The 15,353-nt window shown below is 35.6% G+C and carries 9 protein-coding genes; 8 read left to right on the forward strand and 1 reads right to left on the reverse strand.

Features of this window, described 5'->3' with window-relative positions; translation table 11 throughout:
- Positions 1-160 precede the first annotated feature (160 nt).
- A complete protein-coding gene (locus P2W75_RS16010; RefSeq protein ID WP_276381250.1) occupies positions 161-1,324 on the forward strand; it encodes a DUF4861 family protein in 1,164 nt (387 codons plus the stop codon).
- Between the two features lie 207 nt (positions 1,325-1,531).
- On the opposite strand, the gene P2W75_RS16015 is transcribed toward P2W75_RS16010, so the two are convergent.
- Entirely contained in the window at positions 1,532-2,605 is a 1,074-nt protein-coding gene (locus P2W75_RS16015) for a LacI family DNA-binding transcriptional regulator (RefSeq protein ID WP_373921646.1), read from the reverse strand.
- A gap of 160 nt (positions 2,606-2,765) precedes the next feature.
- On the opposite strand from P2W75_RS16015, the gene P2W75_RS16020 reads away from it, so the two are divergent.
- The 7 genes from P2W75_RS16020 to P2W75_RS16050 all read left to right on the forward strand — a co-directional run bounded on the left by P2W75_RS16020 (position 2,766) and on the right by P2W75_RS16050 (position 15,175).
- Positions 2,766-3,215: a YhcH/YjgK/YiaL family protein gene (locus P2W75_RS16020; RefSeq protein ID WP_276381251.1), complete on the forward strand. Its 450-nt coding sequence runs from the start codon at positions 2,766-2,768 to the stop codon at positions 3,213-3,215.
- 159 nt (positions 3,216-3,374) lie between these two features.
- Positions 3,375-4,187: an SDR family oxidoreductase gene (locus P2W75_RS16025; protein WP_276381252.1), complete on the forward strand. Its 813-nt coding sequence runs from the start codon at positions 3,375-3,377 to the stop codon at positions 4,185-4,187.
- A gap of 113 nt (positions 4,188-4,300) precedes the next feature.
- Positions 4,301-5,485, forward strand: coding sequence for a mannonate dehydratase (uxuA, locus tag P2W75_RS16030; protein ID WP_276381253.1), 1,185 nt, complete (start codon positions 4,301-4,303; stop codon positions 5,483-5,485).
- A 304-nt stretch (positions 5,486-5,789) separates the two neighbouring features.
- Entirely contained in the window at positions 5,790-5,930 is a 141-nt protein-coding gene (locus tag P2W75_RS16035; protein WP_276381254.1) for a hypothetical protein, read from the forward strand.
- A gap of 54 nt (positions 5,931-5,984) precedes the next feature.
- Positions 5,985-7,613: a hypothetical protein gene (locus P2W75_RS16040; RefSeq protein WP_276381255.1), complete on the forward strand. Its 1,629-nt coding sequence runs from the start codon at positions 5,985-5,987 to the stop codon at positions 7,611-7,613.
- A gap of 194 nt (positions 7,614-7,807) precedes the next feature.
- Entirely contained in the window at positions 7,808-11,902 is a 4,095-nt protein-coding gene (locus P2W75_RS16045; RefSeq protein WP_276381256.1) for a two-component regulator propeller domain-containing protein, read from the forward strand.
- Between the two features lie 270 nt (positions 11,903-12,172).
- Positions 12,173-15,175 carry a TonB-dependent receptor gene (locus tag P2W75_RS16050; RefSeq protein ID WP_276381257.1) on the forward strand — a complete coding sequence of 1,001 codons (3,003 nt, stop codon included), beginning with the start codon at positions 12,173-12,175 and terminating at the stop codon, positions 15,173-15,175.
- The last annotated feature ends 178 nt before the right edge of the window (positions 15,176-15,353 follow it).

The raw sequence follows: 15,353 nt of genomic DNA on the forward strand, positions 1-15,353 counted from the left end.
TATACTAAAGATACGTTTTTCATTTATAACTATTTTTAAAAACAAACTCATAATCAACATTCTGTACAGAATTACCCCTATTTTGTATTTCCAATACCTTTTTGATTTGTACTTTTATAACATTCTATCAAACCGATTAAAAAATTAAAAACTTGACACTTTGAAAAAACATCTTTTCATCATAACCATTCTCACAGCGAATTTTACTGCTTTCTCTCAGCATAAAACCATAACGGTTACCAACAATTTAAAAGTTGACAGAGAATTCGAAACCACCGAATTAACCAAAAAATCTCTTGGATTAGCGGCAAATGCCAAACTCGAAGATTATGCCATAAAAAACGGCGATACATTTTTAGAAACCCAAACTGTAGATACTGACGGAGACGGAACGGCTGATGTTTTATTGTTTCAACCTAAAATTAAAGCTTCATCCAAACAAGATTTTGAAGTTTTAATCGGGACAAATCCTTCCGCTTCAAAAGTAATCAGCTGTTATTCTCGCTTTGTTCCAGAACGCACAGACGATTATGCTTGGGAAAATAACAAAGTCGCTTTTAGAACGTACGGTCCAGTAGCTCAAAAAATGGTGGAAGACAATATTGCAGGCGGAACTTTAACAAGCGGAATCGATGCTTGGCTGAAAAGAGTCGATTATCCTATCATCAATAAATGGTATGAAAAAGCCACCAACGGAACTGGAACATATCACAAAGATACGGGCGAAGGTCTGGATAATTTTCATGTTGGTGACAGCCGCGGCGTGGGCGGAATTGCCGTAAAAGTGGATGGGAAATATTATTTTTCAAAAAATTTCATCAGCTGGAAAACCATTACAACCGGCCCAATCAGAACGAGCTTTATTTTAACGTATGCGGATTGGGACGCTAAAGGAAACAAAATAACCGAATCGAAATTAATCAGCTTAGATTACGGAAGCCAGCTTTCCCGCTTTGAAATTAACATTACCGGAACAAATCAAATTGCTGCGGGATTGACGCTTCATGAGAAAAAGGGAACTATCGGCACGAATTTAAAAGAAGGCTGGCTGAGTTATTGGGAACCTATCGATGATTCTGAAATCGGAATTGGACTTGTTGCTCCAAAAAACACTTTAAAAAGTTTCGACAATCACGTTACCAATGAAAAAGATCTAAGCAATCTTTACGGAAATATCGCAGTTAAAAATAACAAAGCCATTTATTATGTTGGTTTTGGATGGAAAAAAGGAAGTCCGTTTCAAACCAAACAAGAATGGGAAAAATATTTGAGTTCTTTTGCTGAAAAGGTTAATAATCCTTTGATTGTGAAGGTTAAGAAATAATGGTTTTGCCACGAAGGCGCGAAGGCGCGAAGATTTTTCCTAAGATTAAATATAGCCAATGATTTCAACCATTGGAACGCAACGCATATCACAATACGTTTTCCAAGGTTGAAACCTTGGGCTATGTTTGCCTTTCTATGTCTTAAAAACTTTGCGCCTCAGCGACTTTGCGAGATTAAAAAACTTTGCGCCTTCGTGGCAAAAAAACTATCGCTTAGCAGGAAAATAATTCTCCTTTAAAATAATCTCCAGCGGAATATAATGCGTTCGTTCTGTCTCTTCTTGAAGAACCAGTTTTTTATACAGATAATTAATTCCCATATACCCCTGATCTTCGGGTCTTTGATTGATTAAGAAATCAATAACGCCTCTATTTAGATATTCTATATTTTCTTTCAGCAAATCGAAACCAATAATTCGGACACCTTTGATATTGTTTTTTTCTAAAAATTCAGCCACAATATAGGCACGCGAATTGGGAACAAAAACACTGTTTACACCCGAAAACATTTCCAAATTCAGCTGATCGATTCCAGAATCTTTTAAAGTAAATTCTGAAAATTTAAAATTCGTCAATTCGTCATGATCTTTAAAATACGAATAGAATCCTTTTATTCGCTGCTGATAAACTGACGTACTTTCGATTTCGCGCGTGATTTTAAAAATCAACACCTGTCTTTCATTTTTAACCGCAAAACTGATTAATCTTCCCGCCAGATAACCGCTCTGAAAAGCATTTTGTCCCACATAAGCATGTTTATTTTCTTCTGAAATATTCGAATCAATCATTACAATTGGGATATTTTTCTGCTCATATTCTTTTAAAAACTGAACCGAATCTTCATAAAAAATGGGTGCAAACAATAAACCATCGCAGTCAAATTCCATCACTTTTCTAGCAGATTCTCTAAAAGAAGCCAGATTATAATCATAAAAAAAATAATCCAACACAATCCCGAATTTACCAAACTCCAAAGCGGCTTTTTCAATTCCGTCTGCCTGACTCTGCCAATATTCCAGCGTTTCAGATTTAGGAAGAAAAACTGCAAAATGGAACTTTTTATTTAAAGCCAGATTACTAGCAAGAATATTGCGTTTATAGCCAAACTCTTCAATGATCGCATTGACCTTGTCTACAGTTTCCTGAGCCACTTGTCCGCGTTTATGAATAATTCTGTCCACTGTTCCGGCTGAAATATTTGCCAATTCGGCTATTTTCTTAATTGTTAAGATATTGATTCTTTTTAAGTTAAAATAATAAAAGGGCTTTTGTAAAATTATATTTTTTTAGCAAAAATAAGTTGTTTTACATCACAATTTACATACATTTGTAAAATACCGTGTGCGTACACGCAAAATTACACAATTTGTAAAAATAACTTTATTTTTTTGTGTAATTTACTTAAATAAAGCTTTGATAATCAAAACTAAACCAAACAAGATGATAATAGATTCTGTACATAATGCAGCTAAATACTATAGTCTGCACCACAATTTTCAAAAAGCATTTGAATATGTTAATCAAACCGATATTACAAATCTAGAACCTGGAATTATTGAAATCAATGAAGGTTTAAAATTAATTGTAATACACGGCGATGGAACTTCAAGAGAAGAAAGTATAAAAGGTTTTGAATGCCATGATAAAAACATTGACATTCAGATTTCGATACAAGGTCCTGAAACTTTTGCGTGGAAACCAAGGGAAAAATGTGTACATCCAAATGGTGAATACAGCGATGAGAAAGACGTTCGTTTTTTTCACGACAAACCAGATATGTTTTTTGAACTTCAAGAAAAACAGTTTGCAATTTTATTTCCAGAAGATGTTCATGCCGCTATGATTAGCGAAGGTTTCCTGAAAAAATTGGTTTTTAAAGTCAGAATCTAAAAAAGTCCAAAATTTTGAAATTCCAAATTCCAAACTCCAACTTTGAAGTTTGAAGTTTCAAAACGCAATTAAAACTTAAATATTAAACTAAACCATAACCCTACTTTATTTTCCAAATTGGAATTTGGAATTTAAGTATTGAAATTTTAAACTAAAAAAATGGATTCAATATTCAATTTAAAAGGAAAGATTGCTCTGATTACGGGAGGTGCCGGAGTTTTAGGAAGCAATTTTGCAAATGTATTAGCCAAACAAGGCGTTATTGTCGGGATCGTTTCGCAGTCACTAGAAAAAGCAGAAAGCACTGTAAAAGCACTCGAAGCACACGGCGGACAAGGTTTTGCTGTTCAGGCCAATGTTTTAAATAAAGAAGAAATAGAAAAAGTAAGAGATTTTATTGTTGAAAAATACGGACGTCTTGATATCCTGATTAATGCTGCCGGAGGAAACATGCCGGGCGCAACGATTCAGCCGGATCAGGCCGTTTATGACATGAAAAGCGATGATCTTCAAAAAGTAATCGATTTGAACATTATTGGAACTATGCTTCCAACTCAGGTTTTTGCAGAACTTTTTGCGAAACAGAAATCAGGAAACATCATCAACATTTCTTCGGCATCGGCGCAAAGACCTTTAACGAGAGTAGTTGGGTATTCGGCTTCAAAAGCGGCGATTGATAATTTCACACAATGGATGGCGGTTGAACTGGCTCAAAAATACGGCGAAGGAATTCGTGTAAATGCTATTTCTCCAGGCTTTTTTATCGGAGAGCAAAACCGCGCTTTATTGCTTACACCAGAAGGAAAACTTACACCAAGAGGCGAAAAAATCATCGACCATACCCCAATGGGAAGATTTGGAACTCCAGAAGATATCGACGGAGCGCTTTTATTTTTATGCAGCGACATGTCGAAATTCGTAACAGGAACTATATTAAAAGTAGACGGTGGTTTTGCCGCTACAAGTATTTAATATTTCTCGCTCCTGCAAGGTTTTCAAAACCTTGTAGGCTTAACTTAAGACAATTAATAACCAACTATACCTACAAGGTTTTGAAAACTTTGCAGGAAATAAAAAATATAAAAATGGAACAAACATTAAGATGGTTCGGACCAAATGATCCTGTTTCTTTACAAGATATTAAACAAACCGGAGCAACCGGAATTGTAACCGCTTTACACCATATTCCAAACGGAGAAGTTTGGAGCATCGACGAAATCATTAAAAGAAAAGTAGAAATCGAACACGAAGACGGCGATCCAAAAAAAGGAGCTTCTGGCTTAACTTGGTCGGTTGTAGAAAGTATTCCGGTTCACGAAGACATTAAAAAACAAACTGGAAATTATCTTCAATATATTGAAAACTATAAAGAAAGCATTCGCAATTTAGCTTTATGCGGCATTAAATGCGTGTGCTATAATTTCATGCCTGTTTTAGATTGGTCGAGAACTGATTTGTCTTACACGGTTGAAGACGGTTCAAAAGCGTTGCGTTTTGACATAAATGCTTTTGCTGCTTTTGAACTGCATATTTTAAAAAGACCAGGCGCTGAAAACGAATATTCTGAAGAGCAGAAACAAAAAGCAAAAAGCTATTTTGACGCTATGACTGACGAAGATAAGGTAAAATTACAGCAGAACATTCTAGCTGGACTTCCAGGTGCAGAAGAAGCGTATACGGTTGAAGATTTCTTAGTAACATTAAGCGCTTACAATCATATTGACAGACAAGCTTTAAAGAATAATCTTTTTTACTTTTTAAAAGAAATTATTCCTGTTGCCGAAAGTAAAGGAGTTTTGATGGCTATTCACCCAGACGATCCGCCTTACCCGATTTTAGGTTTGCCAAGAGTAGTAAGCACCGAAGAAGATTTGATCGAATTAATGAACGCTGCTCCTTCTCCATCAAACGGATTTACTATGTGTACAGGTTCTTACGGTGTTCGTGCTGATAATGATTTGCCAGGAATCGTAAGACGTCACGGCGATAAAATGAATTTTATTCACTTAAGAAGTACACAACGCGACGAAGAAGGGAGTTTCTACGAAGCAAACCACTTAGAAGGTGACGTTGATATGTACGAAGTGGTGAAAGCTATTTTAGAAGTTGAAAAAAGAAACAACAGCAAATTGCCAATGCGTCCGGATCATGGACATCAAATGCTGGATGATTTGAAGAAAAAAACAAATCCGGGTTATTCTGCTATCGGCCGTTTAAGAGGTCTTGCAGAACTCCGCGGACTTGAGATTGGAATAAAACGATCTTTATAATAAGGGTTTTGCCGCTAAGGCGCCAAGACACGAAGTTTTTTTTAAGCTTTGTATTTTTAGTCTCGCGAAGTTGCTGAGACGCAAAGTTTTTGTTTCACGCAGATCTGGCAGATTGAGCAGATTTTAATACGATTTAAAATTTAATAAATCTGCGCTATCTGCTTAAATCATTTTAAATCTGCGTGAAATAAATAATAAACTTGTGTTTTTTAATCTCGCTATGACACAAAATTTTTAAACATAAAAGCAAACATAGCCTAAGGTTTCAACCTTGGGAAACGTATTGTGATTTACGTTGCGTTCCATGGTTAAAACCATTGGCTATGAAAAAAAAATCGCTAAATCTGCAAGATCTGAGAAAGAAGAAAAATCTTGGCTTAATGATACAAAAGCTTTGCGACTTTGTGAGATTAAAACACAAAGCTTTATAAAAACCTTTGCTTAGCGCCTTAGCAGCAAACTCTCAAAAAAACTAACTAACCACAAAAACCACAAAACCATGATTCGCCAAATCCTTCTTACATCCTGCGGTCTTTTCATGAATACTTTGCTTTCGCAGGAATCACCTAAGATTATTACTTCAAAAACCGATTATCTGCCTGATTTCAGCTATGCAGGCTATCATTTCGGCGAAAGCCAAATTCCTGAAGTGAACGGAAAAATCATTAATGCTGTTGATTTTGGCGTAAAAGCAAATGATAATCTAGACGATTCCAAAGCGCTTTTAAAAGCTTTTAAAGCAGCGAATGCCGTTGAAGGAAACGTAATTTTACAATTACCCGCGGGACGAATTATTCTAAGTGATATCTTGTATATCGAACGAAGCAATTTTGTACTTCGAGGCGCTGGTTCTGCTGATAACGGAACCGAAATTTATTGTCCAAGACCTATGATTTATCTTAAAGATTCTGAGGTTTTGGCAGAACTTCGGGAATATTTAACCACTTTCGACAAAAGACAGCGCGAACCCGAAAACAATATCGATCTTCCTTTTTCACAATATGCATGGTCTGGCGGTTTTATTTGGACGCAGGTTCCGGGCGAGCGTGTAAAATCATATCTCGATAAATACGAGCCAGAATCAAATCCGTTGGCAAAAGTAAGTTCGGGGAAAATGGGTGAACATATTATAACCGTTTCTGATGTAAAAGGCTTAAAAGTCGGCGATGTTGTCGAACTGCAGTTGTTTAATAAAGACGGTGAAAACGGCGAAATAATCAAAGATTTATATCAAGGTTCCAAAGTAAAACCCGGTTCGCATCATTGGAAATTTCCAAAACTTCCCATTGTAAGGCAACAGGTAGAAATCATTAAAATTTCTGGTTCTAAAATCACTTTAAAAACGCCATTAACCATTTCGATAAAACCGAGTTATCAGGCGCAATTAGTAGAATGGAAACATTTAAATGAAGTCGGAATTGAGCATCTTCGTTTTACTTTTCCTGATATTCCACGAGTGGCACATCATGTCGAACCTGGAAATAACGGTATTTTCCTGACTCGTCTTTTCAACAGCTGGGTTAAAGATGTAAAAATCACCAATGCCGACAGCGGTATTTTAGCCGAGGAAGTTTCAAACGTTACTATTCAGGATATTACGACAGATGGTCCGCATTTAGCACATTACACCGTAACTTTAGGCGGTGTGCATAACATTTTGGTGAAGAATCTGAAAATTTATAATTCAGCCGTTCATCCGTTAAGTTTCAACACTTTTGCGACAAAAAACGTGTATCAAAACTGTGAAATTTTTACAGATCCGGTTTTAGACCAGCATTCGGGAGCCAATCATCAAAATTTATTTGATAATATTACGGTTCATTTAAAGGCTGACAAAAACAATAGTTACGCTTTGTTTGGCGGTGGCGGAGCCGATTACTGGAAACCTTCTCATGGACCTTTCAGTACGTTTTGGAATCTAAACGTTCAAGTTGAAAATCCAGATACTTCAAAACCAGTTTTATTATATGGAATGAAAGATGGCGCTTTAGCCCGAATTATTGGCGTTCACGGAAATGCGAAATTTGAAATCAAATACGATATTGATCCTTATATTGAATTTTTGAACACACCAATTGAAAAAATTCCATCTCTTTACGATTATCAATTACAAAAACGCTTAAAATAGCCTAAAATTTTTGCCACAGATTACAAAGTTTTTCGCCACGAATTCACGAATTTCTCTAATCTTTTGATTTGATTTTATTTGTGTTGAAATGGCAAAAACTCACGAATTATTCAAATTTAAATTATAAATAATTCGTGACTCGAGCGACAGCGAATTGGCGAAGCAATTCGTGGCGAAAAAAAAACATAAACGCTATGAAATATAAAATAGCTTTTCTCGCAATTGTATTTGTTTTCGGAAATTCATTTTCCCAAAATAAATACCGTCTAAAAAATTTCTCTACCACCGACGGACTTTCTCAGAGTTCTGTCATTGCCATTCATCAAGATAAATTTGGGCAGATGTGGTTTGGAACCCGCGATGGTTTAAATAAATATGATGGAAGCCGCTTTACCGTTTTCAGGAATGATGTTTCTAATAAATATTCCATCAGCAACAATGATATTTTAGCTATTGAAGAAGACAATTCAGGGAAAATCTGGGTGGGAACTTACAATGGTTTAAACTGTTATGATCCTGTTTCGAACCGTTTTACACGATATCTTCATACCAAAGCCAATCATACCATAAGCAACAATGCGGTTTGGAGCATTCGAGAAATCGGCGACGAAATGTGGTTTGGAACTTCAAAAGGATTAACAGTTTTCAATAAAAAATCAGGATTATTTACTTCTGTTTTTCATTCTGATGATGATGCTTCCACCCTTCCCAGCAATAATATTCTGAGCATTTTACAAACCAAAAAAGGCGAAATCTGGATTGGAACTACAAAAGGTTTGTGTCAATTGGTAAGTCGAAAAAACGGGAAATTCAGCTTTAAAAATTATCCGCTAAACACAACTGATTTATTAAACGTACAATCGGTAATTGAAGAAAAAGATGGCAGTTTATGGGTGGGAACAAAAAACAAAGGACTTCTGAAATTTGATCAGAAAGAAAAAGCTTTTGTTTCTTTTTTACCCGCCGAAAGATATCGTGAAATCAATACCGATATTCGCTCTTTAATAATTGATAATCAAGGTTCTTTATGGATTGGTTCTTATGACGGAATTTACATTTTAGGAAAAGATAAAAGTCTGCAGAAAATCAATAATACCAATAATAACAACGGAATCGACAAAGTGAAGTCGGTTTTTATGGATAAAAAAGGTTCGATCTGGATTGGCTGTTATTACAAAGGCGTAAATCTTTGGGATGTTTCGAATGTGAATTTCTCTAACTACAATCAAAATTCGAAAAAGATTCCGATGAGTTTTGATGTCGTGAGTTCTATTATTTCAGATAAAAATCAGAACATTTATTTTGGAACTGAAGGCGGAGGAATTACCATTTACAATAAAAACACCGAAGCTGTGAGTTACATCAACAGCAAAACGGGACAATTGAATAAAAATGACATCAAAGCGATGTGTCTTTCAGAAGATCATACGTTGTGGATTGGCACTTTTTCGAAAGGATTATCAGCATATAATACAATTTCTAAAAGAATCGAAGACCAGAAAATTTCATCCGATTTAACCGTTTTACTAAAAGATACTGGTGTATATGCTCTAAAAACAGAAGGTTCTATTTTATGGATTGGCACTTTTGGTAAAGGATTAATTCGTTACAACACTATCACCAAAACTTTTGATGTGATTGGAAACGACAACACCAAACCTGTTTTCTTAACCAATAACATTCTTAGAACACTTTTGGTTGACAAACAAAATTCACTTTGGGTTGGAACTCAAAATGGTCTAAATCGCATTCCGCTTCAAAATTTTAATTCGAAGAAATACCAAATACAGCATTTCTTTTACGATCATTCTTCTTTGTCTGGCGATGATATTTTGACTTTATTTCAAGATTCTCAAAATAAAATCTGGGTGGGAACAAAAGCAAAAGGACTGCACTATTTCGACGGAAAAAAATTCAACAGAATCAATCTAAAATTTGGAAATACAGTCATTACTTCTATTCATTCAATTTTAGAAGATGACGATAAAAACCTTTGGATCAGCACCAACCAAGGAATTATCAAATACAATACGATAAAAAAATCGGTTGCGATTTACGACCAGAAAGATGGTTTGGCAAGTAATGAATTCAATGATAATTCGGCTTTAAAATTAGGTTCAAACCAGTTTTATTTTGGAAGTCCGTCTGGTGCAACTTTTTTTGATGCTACAAAAATTTCCCTAAACAATTATGCTCCGCAAGTTTTAATTACCGATTTGAAAATCAAAAACGAAACAGTACATGCGCACGATAAAGACGGGATTTTAGAACAAAGTATTGGTTTTACCAAAACTATTACGTTGGATTATGACAAAGCAAATTTCTCGATCAGCTTTGCGATCCCGAATTACGTTCGATCCAAAAACAATCAATACAGTTATCGATTAACCGGTTTAGAAAACAACTGGACGACGACTAAAAACAGCGAAGCCAACTTTGCGATTCAAAATCCAGGCACATATACGTTTGAAGTGCGTGGAGCCAATAACGACGGTGTTTGGAATGAAACCCCAACCACTTTAACGGTTATTGTAAATCCGGCTCCGTGGCGCAGTATTTGGGCATTTTTGTTGTACGGAATTATAATTGGTTTAGGTTTATACGGTTTGATCTGGATTATGAAATCGAAAGCGAGATTGAAACAAAAACTCGAACTGGAATATCTGGAAACGCAGCGAATTGAAGAAAACAACAAATTAAAACTGGATTTCTTTACCAATATTTCACACGAATTCAGAACTCCTTTAACGTTGATTTTAGGACCATTACAGCAAATTCTCGCCGATTATAACGGAACCAACGAAATGTACAAAAAGCTTCTGGTTATTGAAGGAAGCGCCAACCATCTCTTGGGGCTGATTAATCGTTTGATGGATTTTAGAAAATTGGAAAATCATCAGGTTACACTCGAATCAGCAAACGGAAACATTGTCAAATTCACCAAAGAAATCTTTTTGTCATTTATCGAATATGCCAAAGATGGCGGTTACGATTATACATTTGAAACTGAAAATGAAGAAATCTTAGTCTATTTTGACCGCTACAAACTCGAACGTGTATTTTATAATCTGATTTCGAATGCGTTTCGATATACTCCAAAAGGCGGTTCTATTAAAGTTAAAATCAATCACGATCAGCAGAATCTTTTTATTGCGATTGAAGATTCCGGTGTAGGCATTTCTGAAGAACATATTGATAAAATTTTCGATTTGTTTTTTGAAGTTCCGACACACAATCAGGTTCAAAAAAACTACAATAAAGGAACCGGAATTGGGCTTTCAATCGTAAAAAATATTGTCGAATTGCATAAAGGAAAAATCGATGTTACCAACAAAACGAATGGCGGGGTTATTTTTAAAGTAACATTACCGCTTGGACGCGAACATCTTCTGGACAGCGAAATTATTCCTGATTTTAAAATCAGTGATGATATTGCGCAATATGCTGCACAGTTGGAACCTTCGGAAGTTGTAGAAAATGATGACATTGAAGATTTAATTGTAAACGAAGAAAAACAGACTATTCTACTTGTTGAAGATCATAAAGTATTGAGAAAGTTCATGAAAAATCTTCTCAAAAAAGATTACAACATTATTGAAGCCGAAAATGGTAAAATTGGTTTGGAAAAAGCTTTAAAATTTGTTCCGAATTTGATTATCAGTGATGTAATTATGCCTGAAATGGTTGGAACTGAATTGTGTTCAAAAATCAAAGAAAACATCAAAACCAGTCATATTCCGGTTATTCTGCTCACTTCGAGATCTTCATTGGTTTACAAATTTGAAGGATTGGAAAGCGGCGCCGATGATTACATTAGTAAACCTTTTAATTTAATGGAATTCAGACTCCGTGTTAAAAACCTGCTGAATACGACAGAACGTTTAAGAATCAAGTTTACAAGCGAAGACAGTTTTATTCCGTCAGAAATTACGGTTTCTTCTTTGGATGAAGAACTTCTCAAAAAAGCTTTCAAAATTGTGGAAGAAAACATTTCAAACGAACAATTCGATATTCCGTTTTTCTGTTCAGAATTAGGCGTAAGCAGAACCATGCTGTTTTTAAAAATCAAAGCTTGGACGAATTGTACACCAAATGAATTTATCCATGAAATCAGATTAAAACGTGCCGCGCAACTATTGGAACAAAACAAATTAACGGTTTCTGAAATCAGTTATAAAGTCGGTTTTAACAATCCGAAATACTTTAGCAAATGCTTTCAGAAAAAGTACGGCGAAACGCCATCTCAATACGCCGACAAATTTTATAAATCTTCAAGTATTAAATTGTAAATTGTTAATGTGACTATTTTTTAATTTTTACAATTCACAATTCACAATTAAGAATTCAAAATCCTTGTTTTTAAGGCTTCAAAAAGGGTATCTGTATTTTTAGATACCCTTTTTTGTATTTCTATATCGTTTTCGGCTAATACATTTGCGATATGAAAATCAAAAAAACAAACTTGTTGTTATTGCAGATTCTGTTTGTCATTATGATAATCGGAATGAGTTTATTGCTTTTCTACTTTATCTAACATTAACCTTAAAACCAAAAAATGAATGTTTACAGACCAAAAAATCAAACCGTTTAAATGGTGTTTACTGGTAACTTTTTTACTGGTGAATATCGTGATGTACGCACAGGAACGAAAAGTGACGGGGAAAATTACGTCAAGCGAAGATTTACTCGGACTTCCTGGTGCTAATGTATATATCAAAAATTCCTCTGTAGGTGCTTCTGCCGATATGGACGGAAATTATACTGTAATTGTAGGAGAAAAAAATGCTGTTTTAGTTTTTAATTTTGTTGGATTTCAAACTATTGAAGTTCCAGTTGGAACTAAAAGTGTTATTAATGTCAGTTTAAAACCAGATACCAAAGCACTCGACGAAGTTATCGTAGTTGGTTATGGTACACGTAAAAAGAGTGATATTACAGGTTCTGTATCTTCTGTAACGGCAAAAGAGCTTACCGCTTATCCCGTATTAAGCGCAGAACAAGCTTTACAAGGACGTGCAGCGGGTGTTTCGGTAATGACCAATAACGGCGGTGAACCAGGCGCTCCAACAAAAATCAGAGTTCGTGGCGGAACTTCTATAAATGCCAGCGGTGATGCTCTAGTTGTGGTTGATGGTTTTGCAGGTGTTTCGATGCCGGCTCCTCAGGATATTGCTTCAATTGAAGTTTTAAAAGATGCTTCGGCAACTGCCATTTACGGATCAAGAGGTTCAAACGGGGTTATCATGGTAACGACCAAAAAAGGAAAAGCAGGAAAACCAGTAATTGAATTCAGCAATTCTACTTCGGTACAAACGGTTAATAACAAATTGCATTTATTAAATGCAGATCAATTTGCGGCGTATCGCAAAAGTTTCACCACACATACACAAGGCCCGGCAAATACAGATTGGCAGGATGTTATTTATCGTGATGGATTGATTTCGAATTCGCAATTGTCTTTTTCAGGCGGATCAGAAAATGTAAAATATTATGTTTCTGGAACGTATTTCAACCAAAACGGAGTTGTAATCAATTCAGGAATTGACAGATACACCATTGTAGCCAATCTTGAAGCCGATTTGTCTCCTAAATTAAAAGTCGGTTTAAACACGTTTACAAGCAAGCAAAACAAAGAAGGAATCATCAGCCAGACAGGCGCTGGAGGAACTGGTGCTGCAGGTGTAATTGCGTCAGCGTATCGTTTTATGCCGGATAAAGGAATTTATAACGAAGATGGAACGTACACGACAACAGCTCCAATTGGAGACGACATAGACAATCCGTACGCAACAGCAATGGAAAATATCTTGGAAACCGTTTCTATCGTAAACCGAAACAATTTCTTTGCACAATATCAAATCACAAAAGACCTTGATTTTAAAACCACTTTAGGTTTAACCGATAATAATTCGCAAACCGGACGATTTATTCCATCTACTTTAATTGCTGGAAAAAACATCAAAGGTGAAGCTTCTGTAAATAATACCCGATTTTCTTCTTTCTTAACAGAGAATTATTTGACTTTCAAACGTGAAGTAATTGCAAAAGGAATGCTGACGGTTTTGGCTGGATATTCGTATCAAAAAAACAAAAACGAAAATTCATACGCCGCTTCAAGAGGATTTTTAACTAATACCAATTCATACCGAAATCTGGGTGCAGGAACCGTTTTCTTAAAACCAGATTCAGGATTATCTGAAACAGAATTGATTTCAGCTTTCGGAAGGTTGAATTTTGATTACGACGATAAATATTTGCTAACGTTTACGGCCAGACGAGATGGTTCTTCAAGCTTTAGTAAAAACTACAAATACGGAACTTTTCCTTCTGGAGCCATTGGATGGAACATCGGAAAAGAAAACTTTTTAAAAGACAGTAAAACCATTTCAAACCTAAAATTAAGAGCGAGTTATGGAGCAACAGGAAATCCTTCGATTGGCGCTTACTCTACCCTTTCGAGATTTTCTGAAATCTATTATGTAAGCGGCGACGTGATTACCAATGCGGTGCAGTTGACTTCATTAGACAATCCAAACTTGAAATGGGAAACTTCTTATCAGCAGGATTATGGTATTGATTTAGGTTTATTTGATAACAGAATCAGCATTACAGCGGATTATTACAAAACCATCACGAAAGATTTATTGTTCAACAGACCGCTTCCGGGAGTTTCAGGAATTGCTTCTCAGCTTCAAAACGTGGGTGAATTAGAAAACAAAGGATGGGAATTGGGTATCAACACCAGAAATTTCGTTGGCGCTGATTTTACTTGGTCAACCAACTTTAATATTTCATCCAACAAAAACAAAGTATTAAAATTAGCCGATAACAAAGATCTTTTAATCAATTCTGCTCCAGGACATTTCTTGGCAACTGAATCGCAGATTTTACGAGTGGGACAACCGGTTGGGTCTTTCTTCGGATTCATTTATGATGGCGTAATTCAGCAGGGAGAAACTGTTTTACCCGGAAACTTTGAAACCGCTCCGGGAGGAGAAAAATTCAGAGATTACAATGGCGACGGAAAACTGGATTCTCAAGATAAAACCATCATAGGAAATCCAAATCCGGATTTCATCTTCGGATTAAACAATGATTTCACGTATAAAAATCTGGATTTGAATATCTTTTTCCAAGGTTCACAAGGAGGTCAAATCTTGAACTATACTTTGATGGAATTAGCTTCTGGAAACAACAATGCGACAACTGAGGTTTTAGATGCGTGGACACCTACAAATACCGATACTAATGTTCCGGCAAACGCAGCGAGAACGAAAAGAATCACGTCAAGATTTGTGTATGATGGAAGTTACATCCGTTTAAAAAACATTTCTTTAGGATATAGTTTAAATGAAAAGGTAGTTTCGAAAATGGGATTAAGCAAAGTTCGTTTTTACATCAGTGCTCAAAACCTTTGGACCATTACCGATTATCCGGGAACAGATCCTGAAACTAATTACCTGAACGATACCAACTCCAGAAGTAATACCAATTTAGGATTGGATTATGGAGGATATCCAAACGTAAGAACGTTTACAGCAGGATTCAATTTAAAATTTTAATCTAATAACCTTTTTGGATTTAATAATTAAACACATAGAAACATAGTTTTTTTATGCCTTAAGAAAGGATATAAAGAGAAACATGGTTTCTAACACATAGCTCTCTATGTGTATTTTAAATAAGAGAAACGCCTTTTTTGAGACTGTTAAATCTATGTTTCTATGTGTTAAAAACTAC

This window comes from Flavobacterium sp. H4147 (assembly GCF_029360735.1).
Taxonomy (GTDB): domain Bacteria; phylum Bacteroidota; class Bacteroidia; order Flavobacteriales; family Flavobacteriaceae; genus Flavobacterium; species Flavobacterium endoglycinae.